This is a genomic window from Streptomyces aureus (assembly GCF_000725495.1).
GTDB lineage: Bacteria > Actinomycetota > Actinomycetes > Streptomycetales > Streptomycetaceae > Streptomyces > Streptomyces aureus_B.
On record NZ_KL647042.1, the window covers coordinates 151,613 to 172,316 of the forward strand.

20 protein-coding genes are annotated in these 20,704 nt (G+C 72.1%); 12 read left to right on the forward strand and 8 right to left on the reverse strand.

Annotated features, from left to right (window positions below; translation table 11 throughout):
* Window positions 1–94 precede the first annotated feature (94 nt).
* The 5 genes from IO36_RS41800 (at window position 95) to IO36_RS41820 (ending at window position 3,941) form a co-directional block, all read left to right on the forward strand.
* Window positions 95–610: an NUDIX hydrolase gene (locus IO36_RS41800; protein WP_037628508.1), complete on the forward strand. Its 516-nt coding sequence runs from the start codon at window positions 95–97 to the stop codon at window positions 608–610.
* 154 nt (window positions 611–764) lie between these two features.
* Window positions 765–1,157, forward strand: a complete 393-nt coding sequence (locus IO36_RS41805; RefSeq protein WP_037628510.1) for a YidH family protein — start codon at window positions 765–767, stop codon at window positions 1,155–1,157.
* A complete protein-coding gene (locus tag IO36_RS41810) occupies window positions 1,154–1,492 on the forward strand; it encodes a DUF202 domain-containing protein (protein WP_037628512.1) in 339 nt (112 codons plus the stop codon). The genes IO36_RS41805 and IO36_RS41810 overlap by 4 nt, the downstream gene beginning before the upstream one ends.
* 205 nt (window positions 1,493–1,697) lie before the next feature.
* On the forward strand, window positions 1,698–2,720 hold the full coding sequence (locus IO36_RS41815) for a phosphotransferase family protein (RefSeq protein WP_037628664.1): 1,023 nt from the start codon (window positions 1,698–1,700) through the stop codon (window positions 2,718–2,720).
* A 6-nt stretch (window positions 2,721–2,726) separates the two neighbouring features.
* Complete coding sequence (locus tag IO36_RS41820) at window positions 2,727–3,941, forward strand: acyl-CoA dehydrogenase family protein (protein WP_037628514.1); 1,215 nt, start codon at window positions 2,727–2,729, stop codon at window positions 3,939–3,941.
* Window positions 3,942–4,082: 141 nt separating this feature from the next.
* Here the strand turns inward: IO36_RS41820 and IO36_RS41825 are convergent, their stop codons facing one another.
* The 3 genes from IO36_RS41825 to IO36_RS41835 form a co-directional block, all read right to left on the reverse strand.
* The gene (locus IO36_RS41825) at window positions 4,083–4,676 is read right to left on the reverse strand and encodes a TetR/AcrR family transcriptional regulator (protein WP_037628516.1); all 594 of its coding nucleotides are present in this window, start codon (window positions 4,674–4,676) and stop codon (window positions 4,083–4,085) included.
* Window positions 4,677–4,744: 68 nt separating this feature from the next.
* The gene (locus IO36_RS41830; RefSeq protein WP_037628517.1) at window positions 4,745–6,400 is read right to left on the reverse strand and encodes a class I adenylate-forming enzyme family protein; all 1,656 of its coding nucleotides are present in this window, start codon (window positions 6,398–6,400) and stop codon (window positions 4,745–4,747) included.
* Window positions 6,397–7,161 carry an SDR family oxidoreductase gene (locus IO36_RS41835; RefSeq protein ID WP_037628518.1) on the reverse strand — a complete coding sequence of 255 codons (765 nt, stop codon included), beginning with the start codon at window positions 7,159–7,161 and terminating at the stop codon, window positions 6,397–6,399. Before IO36_RS41835 ends, IO36_RS41830 begins: the two co-directional genes overlap by 4 nt.
* A 205-nt stretch (window positions 7,162–7,366) precedes the next feature.
* On the opposite strand from IO36_RS41835, the gene IO36_RS41840 reads away from it, so the two are divergent.
* Window positions 7,367–8,611: an exo-beta-N-acetylmuramidase NamZ family protein gene (locus IO36_RS41840; protein WP_037628519.1), complete on the forward strand. Its 1,245-nt coding sequence runs from the start codon at window positions 7,367–7,369 to the stop codon at window positions 8,609–8,611.
* 126 nt (window positions 8,612–8,737) lie between these two features.
* Window positions 8,738–10,051, forward strand: a complete 1,314-nt coding sequence (locus IO36_RS41845) for a serine/threonine protein kinase (RefSeq protein ID WP_037628520.1) — start codon at window positions 8,738–8,740, stop codon at window positions 10,049–10,051.
* Between the two features lie 60 nt (window positions 10,052–10,111).
* Here IO36_RS41845 and IO36_RS41850 read toward each other — a convergent pair whose 3' ends face one another.
* On the reverse strand, window positions 10,112–12,904 hold the full coding sequence (locus tag IO36_RS41850; protein WP_037628521.1) for a penicillin acylase family protein: 2,793 nt from the start codon (window positions 12,902–12,904) through the stop codon (window positions 10,112–10,114).
* 297 nt (window positions 12,905–13,201) lie between these two features.
* Between IO36_RS41850 and IO36_RS41855 the strand changes: the two genes are divergently transcribed.
* Together IO36_RS41855 and IO36_RS41860 are read left to right on the forward strand one after the other, a co-directional pair.
* A complete protein-coding gene (locus IO36_RS41855) occupies window positions 13,202–13,804 on the forward strand; it encodes a hypothetical protein (RefSeq protein ID WP_037628522.1) in 603 nt (200 codons plus the stop codon).
* Window positions 13,805–13,962: 158 nt separating this feature from the next.
* The gene (locus tag IO36_RS41860) at window positions 13,963–15,069 is read left to right on the forward strand and encodes an RNA ligase (ATP) (protein ID WP_037628523.1); all 1,107 of its coding nucleotides are present in this window, start codon (window positions 13,963–13,965) and stop codon (window positions 15,067–15,069) included.
* Between the two features lie 23 nt (window positions 15,070–15,092).
* Here IO36_RS41860 and soxR read toward each other — a convergent pair whose 3' ends face one another.
* Window positions 15,093–15,671, reverse strand: a complete 579-nt coding sequence (gene soxR, locus IO36_RS41865; protein ID WP_051901336.1) for a redox-sensitive transcriptional activator SoxR — start codon at window positions 15,669–15,671, stop codon at window positions 15,093–15,095.
* A gap of 106 nt (window positions 15,672–15,777) precedes the next feature.
* Between soxR and IO36_RS41870 the strand changes: the two genes are divergently transcribed.
* Complete coding sequence (locus tag IO36_RS41870) at window positions 15,778–16,239, forward strand: MaoC family dehydratase (protein WP_037628524.1); 462 nt, start codon at window positions 15,778–15,780, stop codon at window positions 16,237–16,239.
* 99 nt (window positions 16,240–16,338) lie between these two features.
* On the opposite strand, the gene IO36_RS41875 is transcribed toward IO36_RS41870, so the two are convergent.
* From IO36_RS41875 to IO36_RS41885, 3 genes are all read right to left on the reverse strand, one after another.
* Window positions 16,339–16,965 (reverse strand): TetR/AcrR family transcriptional regulator, encoded by a 627-nt coding sequence (locus IO36_RS41875; RefSeq protein WP_037628668.1) that lies wholly within the window; start codon window positions 16,963–16,965, stop codon window positions 16,339–16,341.
* A 93-nt stretch (window positions 16,966–17,058) separates the two neighbouring features.
* Entirely contained in the window at window positions 17,059–17,313 is a 255-nt protein-coding gene (locus tag IO36_RS41880; RefSeq protein ID WP_037628525.1) for a YiaA/YiaB family inner membrane protein, read from the reverse strand.
* 66 nt (window positions 17,314–17,379) lie between these two features.
* On the reverse strand, window positions 17,380–18,531 hold the full coding sequence (locus IO36_RS41885) for an acyl-CoA dehydrogenase family protein (RefSeq protein ID WP_037628526.1): 1,152 nt from the start codon (window positions 18,529–18,531) through the stop codon (window positions 17,380–17,382).
* Between the two features lie 117 nt (window positions 18,532–18,648).
* On the opposite strand from IO36_RS41885, the gene IO36_RS41890 reads away from it, so the two are divergent.
* Together IO36_RS41890 and IO36_RS41895 are read left to right on the forward strand one after the other, a co-directional pair.
* Entirely contained in the window at window positions 18,649–19,290 is a 642-nt protein-coding gene (locus IO36_RS41890) for a TetR/AcrR family transcriptional regulator (protein ID WP_037628527.1), read from the forward strand.
* Between the two features lie 206 nt (window positions 19,291–19,496).
* Window positions 19,497–20,672 carry a DMT family transporter gene (locus IO36_RS41895; protein WP_078943782.1) on the forward strand — a complete coding sequence of 392 codons (1,176 nt, stop codon included), beginning with the start codon at window positions 19,497–19,499 and terminating at the stop codon, window positions 20,670–20,672.
* Window positions 20,673–20,704: the final 32 nt, after the last annotated feature.

The window sequence follows — 20,704 nt, forward strand, 5'->3', positions numbered from 1 at the left end:
GCCTTCGAGGCCGGCCGGCTCCCGCGCCCCGGGCACCACCCGGACGGCCGCGAGCGCCCCCTGCGAGCGAACGGGAGCTGCTTGGATGGATCCCATGAGTTCCGCTGACGAGATCCTCGACATCGTGGACGAGAACGACGAGATCATCGGGCAGTCCCCGCGCGGGGAGGCCTATGCGCGCGGGCTGCGCCACCGATGCGTGTTCATCGAGGCGCGGGACGCCGATGGCCGGCTCTTCGTCCACCGGCGCACCCCGACCAAGCTGGTGTTCCCCTCGTTCTACGACATGTTCGTGGGCGGGGTGGTCGGGGCGGGCGAGTCCTACGACGACGCCGCGCTCCGCGAGGCCGAGGAGGAACTGGGGGTCTCCGGGCTCCCCCGCCCGACCCCGCTGTTCAAGTTCCTGTACGACGACGGGGCGGGCGCGACCTGGTGGTCGTACGTCTACGAGGTCCGCTGCGAGCTCCCGGTGGACCCGCAGGCCGAGGAGGTCGCCTGGCACGACTTCCTCACCGACGACGAGGTGGAGCGCCGGCTGGACGAGTGGACCTGGGTGCCGGACGGGCTCGCGGCGTACGAGCGGCTCACGGACTACCGGGCGATGGACTGACGGACCGGCGGGTGAGCCGGGTGAGCCGTGTCGCGGCCCTGCCCGTACGCCCCCGGTCGCGGCCCTCGCGGTACCGCGCCGGGGCGCCCGCGGCCGGGCTCCTCGGGCGGTGCCGGAGGGGCCGGGCGCGGGGCTCCCGGGTAGGGTCCTGGACGTGATCGAACTCGTGCGCAACGTCCGGCTGTGGTTCGCGCCGCAGCAGATCCGGCACGAGGGCAGCACCCCGGACTACCGCTTCTCCCTGGCCAACGAGCGGACGTTCCTGGCCTGGCTGCGCACCGCGCTCGCGCTCATCGGCGGCGGATTCGCCGTGGACCAGTTCCTGCCGGACCTGCGCTGGGCCTGGCGCGCGGGCCTGGCCCTGGCCCTGCTCGGCGCGGGCGTGCTCTGCGCCCTGCGGGCCGTCAACCACTGGATACGCTGCGAGCGGGCCATGCGGCGCGGCGAGGACCTCCCGGTGTCGCGTTTCCCGGCGGTGCTGAGCATCGTCGTGGCCGTCGTCGCGGTCGCGATGGTCGTCGTCGTCCTGGTCGGCTGGGCGGGATGAACACCCCCGCGCCGAAGGAGCCGGAGCGACGCGATCCGGGTCTCCAGCCGGAGCGCACCCGGCTGGCCTGGCGCCGTACGACCCTGTCCTGCACCGTCGCCGCCGTGCTCGCCGCGAAGGCGGTCCTGCACGACCGGGACTCGGCCGCCGGGATCGTGGCGTTCGCGTGCTGCTGCGTCCTGTGGCTGGCGTTCCTCGGGCTCGCCCACCGCCGTATCCGGGCCCTGGCGGGCGGGGGCCCGGCGGGTCCGGCCGCGCTCGCTCCCCGGCACGGGACCGTGGCGGCGCTGTGCACGGTGGCGCTGGCCGTGTGCGCGGCCGCGCTGATCTTCTAGGACCGGCCGGGGTCCGAGGGGCCTCTCCGTTTCCCGCCGCTCCCGTCCCTCCGTGCCCCGAAACCCCCTCCGGGCCCGGGTGACGCCCCCCGCCGGGCCAGGCTCCCCGGGCGAGACGCCGATCACGTTTGGCACAGCCGCTGGACGACATACCGACTGGTCGGCATCATGGTCATGTCCCGTTCCCGTGTGCTGAGGAGCAATGATGAGCCCGGACCACCCGCCAGGTCTCGATCTCGACCGGCTGCGCGGCCTGCTCGACCGTGAGCGGCCCGGACTCGTGAACGGCCCGCTCACGGGCCGGCTGATCGAGGGCGGACGGTCGAACCTCACGTACGCGGTCTCCGACGGCATCGGCCGTTGGGTCGTACGGCGGCCCCCGCTCGGCCATGTGCTGGCCACCGCGCACGACATGAAGCGCGAGCACCGGGTGATCAGCGCGCTGCACCCGACGGCCGTGCCGGTCCCCGACCCCGTGCTCCTGTGCGAGGACGAGTCGGTGCTCGGCGCGCCCTTCTACGTCATGGAGTTCGTGGAGGGCACCCCCTACCGCACCGCCGGCCAGCTCGCCCCGCTCGGCCCGGAGCGCACCCGCGACGCGGTGCTCGGCCTGGTGGACACCCTGGTCGAACTGCACGCGGTCGACCCGGCGGAGGTCGGCCTCGCCGACTTCGGCCGCCCCGAGGGTTTCCTCGACCGGCAGCTGCGGCGCTGGGGCAAGCAGCTGGACGCCTCCCGCAACCGCGAGCTGGCCGGCATCGACGAACTGCACGCGGCGCTGGGCCGGGAACTGCCCGCTTCCCCCGCGCCCACCGTCGTGCACGGCGACTACCGGCTCGACAACGTGCTGATCGGACCCGACGACCGGATCAGGGCGATCCTGGACTGGGAGATGTCCACGCTCGGCGACCCGCTCACCGACCTCGGGCTGCTCGTCATGTACAGCACGCGCCTGGAGCTGCCGAACTCCCCCATCAGCACGACCGCCTCGGCCGCGGGGCATCCGCCGGCGAGCGAGATCGTCGAGCGGTACGCCGCGCGCTCGGGGCGCGACGTCTCCGCGGTCTCCTGGTACACGGCCTTCGCCTGGTTCAAGCTGGCCGTGATCCTGGAGGGCATCCACTACCGGTACACCAAGGGCCAGACCGTCGGCGGGGGCTTCGACCGCATCGGCGAGCTGGTGCCCGTCTTCATCGAGCACGGCCTGACCACCCTCCAGGAAGGCTGATCCGCCATGGACTTCGCATTCGACGCGCGCACCGAAGAGCTGCGCGGGAAGCTGCTCGCCTTCATGGACGAGTACGTCTATCCGGCGGAGGCCGTCGCCGAGGAGCAGCGCGCCCTGCTGGCCTCGCCGTGGGACACGCCCGCCGTGGTCGGCGAGCTGAAGGCCGAGGCCCGCAGGCAGGGTCTGTGGAACCTGTTCCTGCCGGACTCCGAGTACGGCGCCGGGCTGACCAACCTCCAGTACGCGCCGCTCGCCGAGATCACCGGCCGCAGCCCGCACCTGGCGCCCACCGCGCTGAACTGCGCCGCCCCGGACACCGGGAACATGGAGGTGCTCGCCCAGTTCGGTGACGAGGGCCAGCGCAAGCAGTGGCTGGAGCCGCTGCTCGCCGGGGAGATCCGCTCGGCGTTCGCGATGACCGAGCCCGAGGTCGCCTCCTCCGACGCCACCAACATCACCACGCTGATCGAGCGCGACGGCGACGACTACGTCATCATCGGCCGCAAGTGGTACATCTCCGGGGCGATGAACCCCGACTGCAAGATCTTCATCGTGATGGGCAAGACCGACCCGGACGGCCCCGACATCCGCCGTCAGCAGTCGATGGTCCTGGTCCCCCGTGACACCCCCGGTGTCGAGGTCCGGCGTGCGATGCAGGTGTACGGCTACGAGGACCACTCCCACGGCGGGCACGCGGAGGTCGTCTTCGACCACGTCCGGGTGCCGGCGGGCAACCTGGTCGGTGAGGAGGGCGGCGGTTTCGCCATCGCCCAGGCGCGGCTCGGTCCGGGCCGCATCCACCACTGCATGCGGCTGATCGGCATGGCCGAGCGGGCCATCGAGCTGATGTGCCGGCGGGCGGTGTCGCGGACCGCGTTCGGCAAGCCGCTGGCGCAGCAGGGGGTCGTGCAGAACTGGATCGCCGACGCGCGGGTCGCCGTCGAGCAGCTGCGGCTGCTGGTGCTGAAGACGGCCTGGATGATGGACACGGTGGGCAACAAGGGCGCCCACACCGAGATCCAGGCCATCAAGATCGCCACTCCGCGGACGGTCGTGGACATCCTCGACAAGGCGGTGCAGCTGCACGGGGCGGGGGGCGTGAGCCAGGACTTCCCGCTGGCGGAGCTGTGGGCCGCCGCGCGGACGCTGAAGCTGGCGGACGGTCCCGACGAGGTCCACCAGCGGTCGCTGGCGCACCGGGAGATCAAGAAGTACGTCTGACGCCGGAGGGGCGGGGGGATTCTTTCGCCCCTCCGCCCCTACCCGACCCGTAACCAGGGGCTCCGCCCCCGGCCCCCCGCTCCTCACACGCCGGAGGGGCTGATTCTCAGCCCCTCCGGCGTGTGAGGCGAAGAAACGTCTTCAGGGGCGCAGGGCGCGGAGCAGCAGGTCTGCCAGGTGGTCGGCCACCTGTTGGGGGGCCAGGGGGCCGTCGGGGCGGTACCACGTGGACAGGTGGTGGACCGAGCCGAAGTGGTAGTCGACGACCAGGTCCGCGGGCGTGGCCGTGGAGAAGACGCCCTTCTTCTGGCCCTCCTCGACCAGCGCGCGGAACCGTTCGTGGTACCGGCGCCGCTCGGACCGCACCTGCTTGAGCTTCTCGGGGCCGAGATGGTGCATCGACCGGAAGAAGATCGAGGCGTCGTCGAGGTTGTCGATGGTGGTGACGACCACGTCGGCCGCCGCGCGGCGCAGCCGCTCCTCGACCGGGGCGTCCGCGTCGGCGAACGCGTCCAGCCGCTCCTGCTGGAGCCGCAGCACGCGCGCGTAGACCTCGTGCAGGAGGTCGTCCTTCGAGCCGAAGTAGTGGTAGAGCGCCCCCTTGGTGACACCCGCCGCCTCGACGATCTCCTGCACCGAGGTGCGGTCGTAGCCCTGCTCGGCGAAGAGCCGGGTGGCGGCGGCCAGTAGCCGCTGCGGGACGGGCGTGCCGTCACCGTCCGTCGTCCTGGGCACTGCCGCCACCTGCCTTTCGTGCGTTCACTTCGCTGTACGTCGTCCGCGGGGAGTCCTGGAGACTACCCTCAGTCCTTGGAACGGGAACGGAGTTCCCGGCGGAGGATCTTCCCACTCGCCGTCTTCGGCAGGTCGGGCAGGATCTCCACCCGCCGCGGATACTTGTAGGCGGCCAGTCTCTCCTTGCAGTACGCGGCCAGCGCGTCCGGGTCCTCGGTGGCTCCCGGACGCAGGCTGATGTACGCCATGACGGTCTCGCCGCGGTAGCCGTCCGGGACGCCGACGACGGCCGCCTCGCGGACCGCGGGGTGGGTGTGCAGGACGTCCTCGACCTCGCGCGGCCACACCTTGAAGCCGGAGGCGTTGATCATGTCCTTCTTGCGGTCGACGACGTAGAGCCAGCCGTTCTCGTCCATGAAGCCGATGTCGCCGGTGCGCAGCTCGCCGTCCGGGAAGGTCTCGGCGGTCGCGTCGGGGCGGCGCCAGTAGCCGGGGACGACCTGCGGGCCGCTGACGAGGATCTCGCCCTGTTCTCCGAACGGCACCTCCGCGCCGTTGTCGTCGACGATGCGCACGACCGAGTCGGGGCCGGGCACGCCCACGGCGAGCGTCCCGGAGGCCGGGTCCACCGGTGCCTCCAGCCCCGGGGGGACGGAGGCGCAGGGCGCGGTGCACTCCGTGAGTCCGTATCCGTTGCGGATGTACGGGCCGAAGCCGGCCCGGAAGCGCTCGACGAGGGCGGGCGGCAGCGGGGCGCCGCCGGAGGAGATGTTGGCGAAGGACGAGAAGTGGTCCGGTGTGACGTCCGGGTGGGCGGCGAGGGCCATGAAGGCGGTGGAGGGGCCGACGGTGTAGAGGGGCCGGTGCTCGGCGAAGGCCTCGAGGACCACTCCGGCCTCGAAGCGGTAGGCGAGGACCAGGGTGCCCGCGCTGTTCAGACAGGCGGCGAGCTGGCAGACCATGCCGGTGATGTGGAACAGGGGCGCCAGCGCGAAGTACACGGGGGCGTCGGGCAGGGCGAGGCCGGTCCGCTGCCGCTCGGCGTTGTACATGATGTTGCCGTGGGTGTTGGTGGCTCCCTTGGGGGTGCCGCTGGTGCCCGAGGTGTAGCTGATCAGCGCGATGTCGGACGGTCCGAGGGTGCGGCCGGCCGGTGCCTCGTGCCCGTGCCGGGCGACGGCGAGGAGGTCGTCGGCCCCCGCGTCGAGGGGCAGCCGCTCGAATGCCAGGACGCGCGGGTCGTCGCGGGTCTGGAGGTCGAGTTCGCAGGCGGTCAGCACGATCCGTACGGGCGAGTCGGCGGCGGTCTCGCGCAGATAGGCGTCGAAGGCGCGGTCGGAGCAGACGAGGGCGGTGACCTCGGCGTCGTGCAGGACGTGCCCGACCTCGCCGGACTTGTACATCGGGTTGACCGGTACGACGGTCGCGCCGGCCTTCCAGGCGCCGAGGAGGGCGATCACGAAGTGCGGGGAGTTCTGGAGCATGACCGCCACCCGGTCGCCCCGTTCCAGGCCCCGGGCGGCGAGGTGGCCGGCCACGGAGTCGCTGAGTTCGTCGAGCTCCCGGTAGCTCAGCCGCCCGTCGAAGTAGGCGAGCGCGGGGCGGTCGGGGGTGCGGGCGGTGACGTCGGCGAGGGCGTGCACGAGGGTGTCGGCGGGGTTCACCGGGGCGCGCTGGGCCTCGCTGAGCAGTGCCACCCAGGGCCGGTCCGCGTAGCGGGTCACTTGGCGGTCTCCCACTTCTGCTGGAGGTGGTTCATGTTCGTCATCCAGCGGTCGGGGTCGGCGGCCCGCGCCTGGTAGTAGGCGGCGACCTCGGGGTGCGGCAGGACCAGGAAGCGGTCCTCCTCGATCCCCTTCATGAGCGCGTCGGCGACGGCCTCGGGTTCGATGGCGGTGGGCTGGAGCACCAGGTCGCCGGCGCTGCCGGTGGCCTCCAGCATGTCGGTGCGCACACCCTGCGGGCAGATGGCGTGCACCTTCACCCCTCGGTGGCGGTACGTCAGGGACAGCCACTCGGCGAAGGCGTACGCGCCGTGCTTGGTGACGCTGTAGGGCGCGGCGCCGATCATCGTGAGCAGTCCGGCGGCCGAGACGGTCGAGACGAACCGGCCGTGGCCGCGCTCCAGCCAGTCCGGGAGGAGGGCGTGGGCGGCGCGGACGTGGGCCATGACGTTGACGTCCCAGGCCAGGGCCCACACGCTCTCGTCGGCCGCTTCGGAGCCACCGGAGGCGACGCCGGCGTTGGCGCAGTAGACGTCGACGGTGCCGCCGAGGGCGTCGCGGGCCTCGGCCACGATCGCGGAGGCGTCGCCGGCGACCGCGATCCCGCCGATCTCGTCGGCGACGGCCTTCACCTTGTCGGCGTCGAGGTCGTTGACCACGACCCGCGCTCCCTCGGCGGCGAACCGGCGGGCCAGCGCGGCCCCGATCCCGCCCCCGGCTCCGGTGACGACGACTCCCGCACCCTGCATGGCTTCCACCACGGGTCTCCTTCGACGCGACGTGACACGGCTCTGCTGCGGCACCAGACTAACCAGTCGGTATGTAACAAGGGAAGGGGCTCCCGGCCGTCGCGGGGCGGCCGGGACGAGTGGCCACGACAGGCCGGGAGGGCCCGCGGCCTACGAACTTCCCCCGGGAGCCCTTAGCGTGCCTGTGCCAGCCTTCCGCGATCACGGAGGTCCCACCATGCGCATGTCCCGACGGTCACTGCTCACGGCCGGCACCGCCGCGGCCGCCCTGACCCCGCTGCCCGCGGGGGCGGCGCCGGCCGCGAGGGGCGCCACCCGGCTGCGCACCGGCTTCGAGCGGCTGGCGGACGACGGATACGCCCGGCTCGGCGGCGGACGCGTCGGGATCGTCACCAACCCGACGGGCGTGACCCGCGACGTGCGGCACATCGTGGACGTCATGCACGCCGACGCCCGGGTGGACCTGAGGGCCGTCTTCGGCCCCGAGCACGGTTTCCGGGGCACCGCGCAGGCGGGCGGGTCCGAGGGCCGCTACGACGACCCGGCGACCGGACTGCCCGTCTACGACACGTATCTGAAGAGCGGCCAGGCACTCGCCGACGTCTTCACCGCGTCCGGCGTGGACACGGTCGTCTTCGACATCCAGGACGTGGGGGCGCGCTTCTACACGTACATCTGGACGCTGTACGACTGCATGGAGGCGGCCCGGCTGGCCGGGAAGCGGTTCGTGGTGCTCGACCGGCCGAACCCGGTCACCGGGCGGTCGGCCCGGGGCCCCGTCCTGCACCGCGAGTTCGCGACGTTCGTGGGCCGCGAGCCGATCGCGCAGGCGCACGGGATGACGGTGGCGGAGCTGGCCGGGCTCTTCAACGGGGAGTTCCTGACGACGCCCGTGGAACTGGACACGGTGCTCATGTCGGGCTGGCGGCGCGGGGACTTCTACGACGCCTCGGGGCTGCCCTGGGTGCCGCCGAGCCCGAACATGCCGACGCCGGACACCGCGCTGGTGTACTCGGGGACCTGTCTCTTCGAGGGGACGAACCTGTCCGAGGGGCGGGGCACGACCCGTCCCTTCGAACTGCTCGGCGCCGAGGGCGTCGACGGGCGCTGGGCCGCCGCGGCGGCTGAACTGGGCCTGCCCGGCGTGCACTTCAGAGAGGCCTACTTCGCACCCACCTTCTCCAAGTTCCAGGGCAGGACCATCGGGGGCGTCCAGATCCATGTGCACGACCGGGCCGCGTACGACCCCGTCCGCACCGGGGTCGCGCTCCTGGTGACCGCGAAGAAGGCCTGGAGCGGCTTCGCCTGGCGCTCCGACAACTGGATCGACAAGCTGACGGGCTCGACGCTGGTGCGCACGATGACCGACGCGGGCGCCGGCACGGACGAGATCGTCGCGGCCTGGGGCGACGAACTGGAGGCGTTCCGCAAGGTCCGCGCGCACTACCTCATCTACAAGTGAGCCGGGGCCCTGTTGCACGAACGAGTGACTTGTGCGTGACGGATAGGTCGTGACGTATGGCCAACTTTCCCCGCCGGGTGGACGATGCGCCCATATCGCACCGCCCGCGGGGTCAGGGGGCCTGACATGACGGAACCGGCAGTGAGTGTCTCTCCCTACTGGGAGATCACCTTCGACGCGGACGGGGACGTGGACGGTCGCGAACGCGACCGGCTCCTCGATCAGGTGCGGCGGCGCAAGGTCCGCGACCTGATCGTGTTCGCGCACGGCTGGAACAACGACCGTTCGACGGCGACGCGTATGTTCAGCCAGTTCTTCGAGCCCGTCCCCTCCCTCGCGCCCACCGCCCGCCTCGGCTACGTCGGGGTGGTCTGGCCCTCGATGCGGTTCTGCGACGAGCCGATCCCCGACTTCCCGCGCTCGGTGGCCGCCGGCGTCGCCGAGGACGGCGCCTCCCCGCTCGGCAAGGACACCCGGCACGCCCTCCTGGAGGTCTTCCCCGGCCGCGCCACCCTGGTCGAGCAGATCGTCCGGCTCCTCGACCAGCAGCCGGACGACGGGGCCTCGCTGGAGGAGTTCGGCCGTCTCGTACGGCTGCTCGTCGAGGCCCGGCCGCAGGGACCGGGGGTCTCGTTCGCGGCGGACACCCTCGCGGAGGGCGTTCCGGAGAGCGATCCGGAGATGCTCTTCGGCGACACCGCGGCGGTGTGCGCCGCGTTCGCGCAGGCGCTCTCCGGGACGGACGGCCCCTCGTTCGGGCTGCCCCGACTGTGGGACGGAGCGCTCGAACTGCTGCGCCAGGCCACGTACTACGCCATGAAGAGACGGGCGGGCACCGTCGGTGAACGCGGGCTCGGGAGGGTGGTGGGGCAGCTCGCGGCGGCGGCGCCGGACGTGCGCGTCCATCTGATCGGGCACAGCTTCGGCGGCCGGCTGGTCTCCTTCGCGCTGCGCGGGCTGCCCTCCGGAGTGCACACCGTGAAGTCGGTGACGCTGCTCCAAGGCGCCTTCTCCCACTACGCGTTCGCCCCGCGGCTGCCCCACGACCCGCGCGCGAGCGGGGTGCTGGACGGGCAGTACCACCGCATCGACGGCCCGCTGGTGTGCTGCTACTCCCACTTCGACGAGGCGCTCGGCACGGTCTATCCGCTGGCCTCGCGGATGGCGGGGGACGACCGGTCGGTCGTGGCGGACTTCGGCATCGGCGGCATGCTCGGCGCGCAGTGGGGCGCGATGGGCCACGACGGGGTGCAGGCGGTGCCGGGGACGGCATCGTTCACGCTCACCGAGGCGCTGCGGACGCGGCTGCCGGTCTCGGGGTGCGTGAACGTCGACGCCGCCTCGGTGGTGTGCCGGGGCGGCGCTCCCGCGGGCGCGCACAGCGACATCTGTCATCGCGAGCTGGCCCAGGTGGTGCTGGCGGCGGGCCGCGTCGGGTGACCCGCCGCCGCGTCGTCGCCGGCCGCCCCCGAGGGCGGTCGCGGCGGCGCCGTCTCCTGCCTATCGGTGCGAGGTGTACTCGACGACCTGCTGGAACGTCGGCCGGTTCTGCCAGGTGATCTTGCCGTGCTTGATGCCGCCGAGCGTCCGCTGGACGATCGAGTCGGCGCACCACTGGTCGCCCGCCGAGCACTGGTCGTCGCCGGGGTAGACGGTCGATGCGCTCTTGCCGGCCGCCTCCTTCAGCGAGCTGATCAGCAGGTCACGGCAGGCGGTCAGGCTGCCGCCGCCGCAGTACGTCCGGGACAGGCCGCCCTGCACGGACTGCCCGAGCACCGTCCGGATGTCCTTGTCGACATAGCTCCACCAGCCGTACTGGAAGGAGCTTCCGGCGTGCGAGCCGGTCGGTCCGTGTCCGGCGGAGGGCGCCTCGTCGACGGGGAGGTTGTTGCCGAAGGCGGTGTACAGGTCGCTCCCGAGCCCCGGCTGGAACTCCGCCTTGACCAGCAGCGGCCACCAGGCGTCCAGGATGCGGATCGCGTCGGCGTTGGCGTAGGTGTGCGAACCCGCCGAGGTCTCCGTGCGCCTGGCTCCCGCGGTCACCCAGGCGGACAGCTTGCTCACGGCCGCGGCGGCCGTGGTGTCCGTGACCGTGGAGCTGTTGACGACCTTGAGCAGGTTCGGGAGCACGTCCTCGGCCCGCAGGTCGGCGAGCGAGGCGTCGGACATCGCCTTCACCAGCGCGGACCTGGTCACTCCGCCCGCCGCGACCAGCTTGGACACGCGGTCCTCCAGGAGGTCGCCGCGGTGCACCGAGCCGTCGCCCCAGGAAGCCGTGGTGTAGTCCTTGGCCTGCTTGTTGTTCCAGGAGATGTAGTAGTCCTGGTCCACCGAGTTGGGGTGCGCGGACGCCGGGGTGTAACCGGCCGTGTTGGTGGCCGGGTCCCAGTTCTGCCACTCGTACGCGGCCTGCGCCCACACCGGGAACTCGGCGTCGACCCCGCTCGCCCGGACCGGGTTGTCGCCGCTGTTGTAGTAGGCGGTGTGCGCCGAGTCGGCGTAGAACCAGTTGAAGGTGTAGTTGATGTTCTGCACCGCGCTCTGGAAGGTCGCCGGGCTCTTCACGAAGTCCGGGTCGTTGAGCATCTGGAAGCCGATGATCGAGTCGGCCTCGTGCATGAAGGAACTGCGCAGGGTGGTGTACGCGACCTTCTTGCCGCCCACCGTCGCGCGGTACTCCACGGGCCCGTACTTGGTGCGGTAGACCTGCATCCGGTACGAGCCGGCGGCGGTGCCGTCGGCCACGGTCGGCTTCCAGGAGTTGGTCCGCTCGACCTTGTCCATCGCCGTGCAGGTGCCGTGGTACAGGTAGTGGTAGTCGTCCTGGCACAGTTCGACGGCGTAGGTGTCGATGATGTCCTGGCCCGAGGTCGTCGCGCTCCAGGAGTAGTCCTGGCCCCGGCCGAGTTCGACGTACATGCTCAGGCCCGCGAAGGAGGCGCCGCGCGCGCTGATCCCGGGTCCCTGGATCTCCTGGAGCATCAGCAGCTGTGGCGTGAAATAGCCGGTCTGCGGTCCGAAGACGGCGATGGGGTGGCCGCTGGCGGTGTGCTTCCCGCTGACCACCAGGGCGTTGGACATACCGCGCTTGGCGGAGGTCAGGGAGGTCTTGGCGGCCGTGGCCGAGGCGCTGGTGGCGCTCGCGGTGGCCGCGCTGCCGGTACGGTCGTAGACCAGCGGTTCCTGGCTCACCGAGCCGGCGTCGGGCAGCGCCTCGCCCTGGAGGCTGTCCGGCCGGGAGGCGTAGGGGAAGCTCTCGCCGTTGTGCAGGGTGAGCGCGGCTTCGGGGTCGTTGCGCTCGCGGAAGGACTCCCAGACCTTGGTGCCCTCGGTCACTCCGTACTGGTTCTGGGCGGCGAGCAGCGACAGGGCGTTGTTGACCTCGCCGCCGCCTCCGGAGCCGAAGAGCGAGCCGATGACGGAGGCCAGCGCGACCAGGTCGGTGAGCTTGAAGTGGTCGATGGTGCCGGCGTTGGTGATGGAGTCCTTGTGGCCGGTCAGGACGTACTCGCCGGGGAAGTAGCGACCGCTGTCGGAGGCGTCGATGTAGGCGTTGATGCCGTCGATGTAGGCGTTGGCGTCGGCGAGGGCCTGGGTGCCGCGGGCTCCGGCCCTGCTGGTCGCCTCGTCGATCTGGGCCTGCAGATCGGCCTCGGTGTAGGGCGCGTTGCGCCAGAACTCCTGCTCCAGACCCTGGTTGGAGGCCGCGCCGCCGGCGAAGCTGGTCAGCTGGCCGCGTCCGACGTGCCGGAAGACGTCCATCAGCCACAGCCGGTCCTGGGCGGCGGCGTATCCGGCGCCGTACTCGGTGCCGTAGCGGGTGGTTCCGGAGATGTGCGGGACGCCCGTCTTCTTGTCGCGGACGATCGCGACGTCGGTGCGCCCGCCGGGCTTGGTGGTCGACTCGACCTGGCCCGAGGCGACGCCGAAGGAGGCGTCGTTGAAGAAGTCGTTGATCTTGGCGTCGGTCAGGGTCGAGTAGCCCGAGGCCAGGTTGCCGTACAGGCCGAGCTGGTCCTCGGCATGGCTCGGCTGGGTGCCGAAGGCCTGGTTGAGCAGGATCTGGGCGAGGGTGGCGTTGCCGTTCTCACCGGGCGGCAGGATGTCGGAGCACTGGCCGCCGCAGTAGTCGTTCGCGGCGGCCGTCGTCGAGGTGTCCGCGGCCGCCGCCTGGGAAAGCGGCGACAAAAGACCGGCAATGAGCACGCATAGGGATGCTGCCTTGAGGAACTTGGGGAATCTGCGGGGAGTTCTCAGTCTGTCCAAGGTGGTGCGTGGGGTGCTCGGTGGCATGTCGGCTCCTACCGATGGGGGTGGCCGGACGTTACCGCCGGTATCCCCGCGTTTGAAGATGAACATGCGTCAGTTTTTTGGATTCACAGTGAGTGAGGGAGCGCCGGGGAACCGGCGGACGGCCGGCCGACGGGGACGGGAGGCGGGTCCAGGACACATCGCGGGTGGCTCGCGGGGGGCCGTCGAAAAATTGGATGGAGCCGAATCGCTTGTCGATACGTCTACTCGACGACGTCCGTACGGGACGGCGCCGAAGTGACCGGAGTTCAGGTGCAGGTGTGACGGAGGTGCAGGACGATGGCCGGTTTCCGGAGTCTGGCGAGACAGGCGCGAGATCCGAGGTGTGATCTGGCACTGCGGCGGTACTCACTGCGCAAGTGCCTGGAGAGGTTCGCCCCCTACGGGCATCGGGCGACCTGGGACCACCTGTGTTCCCGGGCCGGGTTCGGTCCCGAGGACCGCTCCCCCGATCCGGCGCGGCTCGTGGCCGCACTGGACGAGCTGGAGGAGGCCCGTTCCGTCTGGCTCGCCTACGAGGCCGAGTTCGCCGAGCGCCGCAAGAAGGAGAAGCACGACGGACTGCGCAGGCCCGGCAGTGTCGACGACTGGCACCGGCTGACCTGGGGCGGTTTCGGCGTCGCCTGGTGCGACAACCCCCGTGTCCACCCCCATGAACCGCTGGCCGAGGTGCTGCGCCGGCTGATCGCGGCACTGGAGCGCGCGCCGGGCACCGTCTGCCCCGTGTGCACCGGAGAGCGCCTCGTCTGGATGTACGACCTGGCCCACGAACCGTCGTCGGGCCCCGTCTGCACGAGCTGCGGCATCGTGGTGCCACGGCCCGTCCTGACCCCGGAGGCGCTCGCCGGCGCCCGGCGCAGCCGGCTGCTCGTGTCCGCGTGACCGCCCTTCCCGGCCGAGCGGCCCGCCCGCGCGGCCGGGTGTACGCCGAAACCGCGGGGCGGTGACGGTAGCAGCAGGAAATCCGCTGGTTCCAGCCGTTTCCCGTACGGACAGTTGGGGGCGATGAAACACGGCTGAGCAACCCCAGGGGGTCCCCCATGTCGACGCTGCGCGTCACCGCCGAAGTGCTGACGATCCACGAACATCCGAACGCCGACGCGCTCGAGCTGGCCCAGGTGGGCCTGTACCGGGCCGTGGTCGCCAAGGGCGCTTACCGCACCGGCGAGTGGGCGCTGTACATCCCGGAGCAGTCCGTGCTCCCGGCCCCGCTGATCGAGGAACTGGGGCTGACGGGACGGCTGGCGGGCAGTGCGTCGGACCGGGTCAAGGCGGTGCGGCTGCGCGGGGAGCTGTCGCAGGGCATCGTGTGCCGTCCCGGGGCGCTGGCGGACGTCGACCTGGAACGGGCCGCCGAAGAGGGCACGGACTTCGCGGAGTTCCTCGGCATCGCGAAATGGGTGCCGCCGATCCCGCCCACGATGAACGGCGACGTCGAGGCCGCGCCCGATCTGCTGCCCTGGGTCGACATCGAGAACATCCAGCGGTATCCGGACATCTTCACGGCGGGCGAACCGGTCGTGGTGACCGAGAAGCTGCACGGTTCGGCCTGTCTGCTGACCTACCTCGCCGACGAGGACCGCGTCCAGGTGTCCTCCAAGGGCTTCGGCGCCAAGTCCCTGGCGCTGAAGGAGGATCCGCGCAATCTGTACTGGCGCGCGGTGCACGGCCACGGGGTCGCGCGGGCCGCCGCCGGGATCGCCCGGCGCCTCGGCGCGCGCCGCGTCGGCATCTTCGGCGAGGTGTACGGAGCGGGCGTGCAGGATCTGACGTACGGCGCCGACGGCCGCCGCGAGACGATCGGCTACGCCGTGTTCGACGTGTCCGCGGAGATCGGCGGCGAGGTCCGCTGGCTGGACGCCGAGGAGCTGCTGGCGGGCGAACTCCCGCTCGTACCCCGGCTGTACGCGGGTCCGTACGACGTCGCGCGCGTGCTGGAGATCGCCTCCGGCAACGAGACCGTGTCCGGGAGCGCGCTGCATCTGCGCGAGGGCGTGGTGATCCGGCCCGGGGCTCCGGCTCCCGGCGGGCCGGAGGGCGCCTTCGTCGCCGCCGAGCGCTACAGCCCGGTGACGGGCGGCCGGGCCATAGCCAAGGCGGTCAGCCCGGCCTATCTGACCCGCAAGGGCGGCACCGAGTACGAGTGAGGCGGGCGCGGGCGGGGGACGCGTCAGCGGCAGTCCCCCGCCGTCGGCTCCCGCAGCGGACCCGGTGCGCACGCCCCCGTCGGCCCGGACTTCTCGCGCACGGGCGGCGGCCCGGGCTCCTCTCGCGCGGGCGCCGGCCGGGTCCCGGCGCGCTCCACCATGAGCCGGGAGCCGGCCGTGCGCTCGCCGAGGACGTCGTCGGGGTTGGAGAGCACGCAGGTCTCCAGGGACAGACAGCCGCAGCCGATGCAGTCCGTGAGGTGATCGCGCAGCCGGCCGAGCTGCTTGATGCGTTCGTCGAGTTCGGAGCGCCAGGCCTCGGACAGCCGGGCCCAGTCCTCCCGCGTCGGGGTGCGCTCCTCGGGGAGTTCGGCGAGCGCCTCGCGGATGGTGGCCAGCGGGATGCCGACGCGCTGGGCGGCCCGGACGAAGGCGACCCGGCGCAGCGCGTCACGGTGGTAGCGGCGCTGGTTGCCCGAGGTGCGGCGGCTGCTGATCAGGCCCTTGGACTCGTAGAAGTGCAGGGCGGAGACGGCCGCGCCGCTGCGGGCCGACAACTGTCCGACGGTCAGCTCGTGGACCGTCTCGGGGATCTGGGGCACGTCCCCAACCTACCTACCGCGCCACCCGTCCGGTCCGTTGACATGTGCCTCCCGGGCGACCATGCTAAGCAGTCGCTTAGACTATGAGACGCGGGAGGCCAGGGACATGGCGGAGCCGAGGACGTTCACGACGGTCGAGGAGCTGCGCAGCGCCGTGGGCGAGCAGCTGGGTTACACGGACTGGGTCGAGATCGAGCAGAAGCGGATCGACCTCTTCGCGGAGGCGACCGGCGACCACCAGTGGATCCACGTCGACCCCGAGAAGGCCGCGGCGGGGCCGTTCGGCACCACGATCGCGCACGGCTATCTCACCCTGTCGCTCCTGCCGCTCTTCGGCCCCCAGCTGATCGCCGTCGAGGGCGTGAAGATGGGCGTCAACTACGGGACGAACAAGGTCCGCTTCCCCGCCCCCGTCCCGGTCGGCTCGCGGCTGCGCGCCACCGCGGCGATCACCGGGGTGGAGGACGTGCCGGGCGGGGTGCAGGTCTCCGTCGCCTTCACCGTGGAACGCGAGGGCGGCGACAAGCCGGTCTGCGTCGCCGAGTCGGTGGCGCGCTACTACCTCTGAACGGGCCCCGCGCCGGGCTCCGAAGGGCCCGGCGCCCGCCCCGGGCCCGGCGCGACCGGGACCCGGCGAGCCGGGCGGACGGGAACGACCGAACACGCCCTAGCCCTTGAAGCCCACCATCCGCCGGACCAGGTCGGCGTACAGCGCGCCGACCTCGTCCGGGGTCCGGGGACCGTCGACGTTGAACCAGCGGGCCACGTCGATGCACAGGGACAGCACGGCGAGGGTGGTGCCGGGGACGTCCGGGACGTCGAACTCGCCCGTGGCGACACCGTCCTGGATGATGCGGCGCACCTCGGCGTCGACCTGGCGGCGCAGCGCGATGATCTCCGCGCGCGCCTCGGGCCCGAGGGCCTCCAGCTCGTACTGGACCACGCGCGCGGTGGTGTGCTGGCCCGCGTGCCAGCGTACGAAGGACCGCACGGCGTCGGAGAGCCGCTCGGCCGGAGTGCCCCCGGCGTCGGCCGCGGTGCGCACGATGTCCAGCGCCTTGTCGTGGCCGATCCGGCTGATCCGGTGAAGCAGCTCTTCCTTGGTCTTGTAGTGGATGTACAGCGCGGCCGGGCTCATGCCCGCGCGGCCCGCGATGTCCCGGGTCGTCGTCGCGTGGTACCCGCGCTCGGCGAAGGCCTCCACCGCGGCGATCAGCAGCCGCCGCGCCGCGTCCGGGGTCACCTCGGCCCACGGCTGCATCTCGCCGCCGGGCGTCTCCTGCGCCGTACTCATCGCTGTTCGCCCCTTCTCGACTGACAGGGTGAACACCATACCCCTGAACCTGAGCGGGCGCTTAGCGTCGATCGGGTCACGGCGGCACGGGGATCAGAGCTTCTCGAAGGGGTCGTAGACCCGGCCGCCGGGCCGGCCGCCGTCCTGGCGGTCGCGGATCACCTTGGCCAGCGTGAAGGAGGACGTCACCAGGTAGAGGACGGCGATGGCCAGGAAGCCCCGCACCCACGCGTCGGCCTGGAGCTTGAAGATGCCGAGCGCGGTGGCGGCCATCGCGACGGAGAAGGACGCCACGGCCTGCCCGTAGAAGGCGGCCGTGTTCTGGTGTTTGGCGGGTGTCTCGGTCATGGGGACAAGGATCGGCGGATGTGGCCCCCGCCACATCCGCCGTCGTACTCAGGGACGTACTCAGACTCAGAACGCCGAGACCCCGGTCAGGGCCCGCCCGATGACCAGTTTCTGTATCTGACTGGTGCCCTCGTAGAGGGTCATCACCCGGGCGTCGCGCAGGAGCTTGCCGACCGGGTACTCGTCGATGTAGCCGTAACCGCCGTACACCTGGAGGGCGTTGTTCGCCGCGCGCACGGCCGCCTCCGAGGCGAAGAGCTTGGCCTTAGAGGACTCGGTCGCGAACGGCAGCCCGCGGTCCACAAGATCGGCGACCCGCCAGGTCAGCAGGCGCGCCGCGTCCACGTCCACGGCGATGTCGCTGATGAGCTCCTGGACGAGCTGGTGGTGCGCGATCGTCTTCCCGAACTGCTCGCGCTCGGTCGCGTACGTCACCGCCGCGTCCAGTGCGGCCTGGGCGATGCCGACACAGCCCGCGGCCACCGACATCCGCCCCTTGGCGAGTGCCGACATGGCCACCGAGAAGCCCTTGCCCTCGGGCCCCATCATCGCGCTCGCCGGCACGCGCACGTCCTCGAGGACGAGTTCGGCGGTGGCCTGGCCGCGCAGTCCCAGCTTGCCGTGGATCGTGCGGCGGGTCAGACCGGGGGTGTCGGTGGGCACCAGGAAGGCGGAGACGCCCTTGTGGCCCGGGGCGTCGGTGGAGCGGGCGAAGAGCAGCACGACGTCGGCCCAGGTGCCGTTCGTGATGAACATCTTGGCGCCGTTGATCACGTAGTCGCCGCCGTCGCGCACGGCGCGGGTGGAGAGCTGTCCCGCGTCGGAGCCGGTGCCCGGCTCGGTGAGCCCGAAGCAGCCGACGTACTCGCCGGCGGTCAGCCCCGGCAGCCAGCGCCGCTTCTGCTCCTCGCTCCCCCAGGACGCGATCGTCTTGGCGACGAGCCCGAGCGAGACGGAGACGATCCCGCGCACGGAGGAGTCTCCGCGGCCCAGCTCTTCGGTGACCAGGCAGTACGCGAGGTGGTCGCCGCCGCTGCCGCCGTACTCCTCGTCGACGGTGAGGCCGAGGAAGCCCACCTCGCCGAGCTTCTTCACGATCGACCGGTCGACGTCCTCCGCGCGGTCCCACGCGACGACGTGCGGGGCGATCTCGCGCTGCACGAAGTCCCTGGCGAGCTGCCGGACGGCGGTCTGCTCATCACTGAGCCCGAGGTTCATGCCGGGTCACCCCACAGATAGCGGACTACTGGGAACGGACTACTGGGAACGGACTTTGAAAGCCGTACATTTAAATTAGCACTGCTAGTTTCACGGTGCAGCCCTACTATGTGCGCCATGGCCCGACCGCGCAAGCCCCTCCTCAGCACCGACCGCATCGTCGAGACCGCGCGGACGCTGGTGGACGCCGAGGGCCTGGCGGCGCTCTCGACGCGCCGGCTCGCGGCGGAACTGGGGGTGAGCGGGCCCTCCCTCTACAACCACTTCCGCACCAAGGACCAGATCCTGGAGGCGGTCGCGGACTCGGTGAGCGCCCAGGTCGAGCTGTCGATGTTCGAGGACGGCCGCGACTGGCGGACCGCGCTGCACGACTGGGCCGTCTCCTACCGCGCCGCCCTGCGCGACCACCCGAACATCGTCCCGGTCCTCGCCCGCGGCCCCGGGCGCAGGCCGGCCGGTCTCCGGCTCGCCGACGCCGTCTTCGGCGCGATGGTCAGGGCGGGCTGGCCGCCGTCCCAGGCCACCTCGATCGGGGCGCTGATGCGGTACTTCATCATGGGGTCCGCGCTGGGTTCCTTCGCCGGGGGCTTCGTGGACGACGAGAGCGCCTACGACCCGGCCGACTATCCGCATCTGGGGCAGGCGCACCTCCTCGCCGAACAGCAGGAGAAGATCGACGAGCGCGCCTTCGAGACGGGCCTCGGAGCCCTGCTGGACGGCCTCGCGGTGCAGTACGCGGGGCTGGTGCGCGAGGGCTGAGCGGGGCGCGCCCCCGGCACGGCCCCGGGCTCGCCCCCGGACACGGCTCGGGGCCGGCCCTGGGGTGCGACTCAGGGCTCGCCCCGGGCGCGACTCATGGCTCGCCCCGGGGCACGGCTCGGGCCGGCCCCCGGCTCACGGGCGCGCCGACCTGGGCGTCCGAAATCCGCGAGACCGGCGGCCGCGGTCCGCCTAGCCTCGGGGGCATGACGAACGCCTCCCTCATCTCCCGTATCGCGCCGCCCGGCCGGCGCGCGCCCCTGCTCGCCGCCGGTGCGGCGACCGTCACCGTCGGGCTGTGGGCCTCCGCGTTCGTCGCGATCCGCAGTGCCGGCGCCGCGTACTCGCCCGGCGCGCTCGCGCTCGGCCGGCTCCTTTCGGGGGCGCTCGTGCTCGGCGTCGTCTGCGCCGTCCGCAGGGAGGGGCTGCCCCCGCGCGGCGCCTGGCGCGGCATCGCGATATCCGGGCTGCTCTGGTTCGGTTTCTACATGGTGGCGCTCAACTGGGGCGAGCAGCAGGTCGACGCCGGCACGGCGGCGCTGGTGGTGAACATCGGCCCGATCCTGATCGCCCTGCTGGGCGCCCGGCTGCTCGGGGACGCCATGCCGCCGCGGCTGCTCGCCGGCATGGCGGTGTCGTTCGCCGGCGCGGTCGCCGTGGGGCTGTCGATGTCGGGCGGCGGCGGTTCCTCGGTGCTCGGGGTGGTGCTGTGTCTGCTCGCCGCCGTCGCCTACGCCGCCGGGGTCGTCGCGCAGAAGCCCGCGCTCGGGCACGCGAGTTCGCTCCAGGTGACGACGTTCGGCTGTCTGATCGGGGCCGTGGTGTGCCTGCCGTTCGCGGGCCGGCTCGTCCACGACGCCGCCGCCGCTCCCCTCGGCGCCACCCTCGACATGGTCTATCTGGGCGTCTTCCCGACCGCCCTCGCCTTCACGACCTGGGGGTACGCCCTGGCCCGGACGAGCGCGAGCCGCATGGGCGCGACGACGTACGCCGTGCCCGCTCTGGTGGTGCTGATGTCCTGGCTCGTCCTCGACGAGGTCCCGGGACCGCTGACGCTGGCGGGCGGGGCGCTGTGCCTCGCGGGTGTGGCGGTGTCGCGCTCGCGGCCGCGCCGGACCCCGGCGTCGGGGTCGACGTCGGTGCCTTCGGGGGCGTCGGCGGGGGCGTCGGCATCCGTATCGGATGCCGACGCCGGTCCGGTGACGGTGCACGCTGCGGCACCCGCGCAGGGTCCGGCCGCCGGTGCCTCCTCCGCGGCCCTGTCCGGTTCCGGCGGTCCCACCGGTGCCGGCACTCCTTCCGGCGTCGGCGGTCCTTCCGGCGTCGGCGGTCCGCGGCCCGCGACGGCCGGGGAGAGCGGGAGCCGGGCCGAACAGGCCTGACGCCGGGCCGCGTTCGTGCCGGCGAGTCGCCA

Coding starts and splice junctions, on each gene's coding strand:
- IO36_RS41875 (WP_037628668.1), bottom strand. CDS start 16,965: ATGAGTACGGCGCAGGAGACGCCCGGCGGCGAGATGCAGCCGTGGGCC.
- IO36_RS41840 (WP_037628519.1), top strand. CDS start 7,367: ATGCGCATGTCCCGACGGTCACTGCTCACGGCCGGCACCGCCGCGGCC.
- IO36_RS41870 (WP_037628524.1), top strand. CDS start 15,778: ATGGCGGAGCCGAGGACGTTCACGACGGTCGAGGAGCTGCGCAGCGCC.
- IO36_RS41800 (WP_037628508.1), top strand. CDS start 95: ATGAGTTCCGCTGACGAGATCCTCGACATCGTGGACGAGAACGACGAG.
- IO36_RS41845 (WP_037628520.1), top strand. CDS start 8,738: ATGACGGAACCGGCAGTGAGTGTCTCTCCCTACTGGGAGATCACCTTC.
- IO36_RS41885 (WP_037628526.1), bottom strand. CDS start 18,531: ATGAACCTCGGGCTCAGTGATGAGCAGACCGCCGTCCGGCAGCTCGCC.
- IO36_RS41850 (WP_037628521.1), bottom strand. CDS start 12,904: ATGCCACCGAGCACCCCACGCACCACCTTGGACAGACTGAGAACTCCC.
- IO36_RS41890 (WP_037628527.1), top strand. CDS start 18,649: ATGGCCCGACCGCGCAAGCCCCTCCTCAGCACCGACCGCATCGTCGAG.
- IO36_RS41895 (WP_078943782.1), top strand. CDS start 19,497: ATGACGAACGCCTCCCTCATCTCCCGTATCGCGCCGCCCGGCCGGCGC.
- IO36_RS41815 (WP_037628664.1), top strand. CDS start 1,698: ATGAGCCCGGACCACCCGCCAGGTCTCGATCTCGACCGGCTGCGCGGC.
- IO36_RS41810 (WP_037628512.1), top strand. CDS start 1,154: ATGAACACCCCCGCGCCGAAGGAGCCGGAGCGACGCGATCCGGGTCTC.
- IO36_RS41880 (WP_037628525.1), bottom strand. CDS start 17,313: ATGACCGAGACACCCGCCAAACACCAGAACACGGCCGCCTTCTACGGG.
- IO36_RS41820 (WP_037628514.1), top strand. CDS start 2,727: ATGGACTTCGCATTCGACGCGCGCACCGAAGAGCTGCGCGGGAAGCTG.
- IO36_RS41855 (WP_037628522.1), top strand. CDS start 13,202: ATGGCCGGTTTCCGGAGTCTGGCGAGACAGGCGCGAGATCCGAGGTGT.
- IO36_RS41860 (WP_037628523.1), top strand. CDS start 13,963: ATGTCGACGCTGCGCGTCACCGCCGAAGTGCTGACGATCCACGAACAT.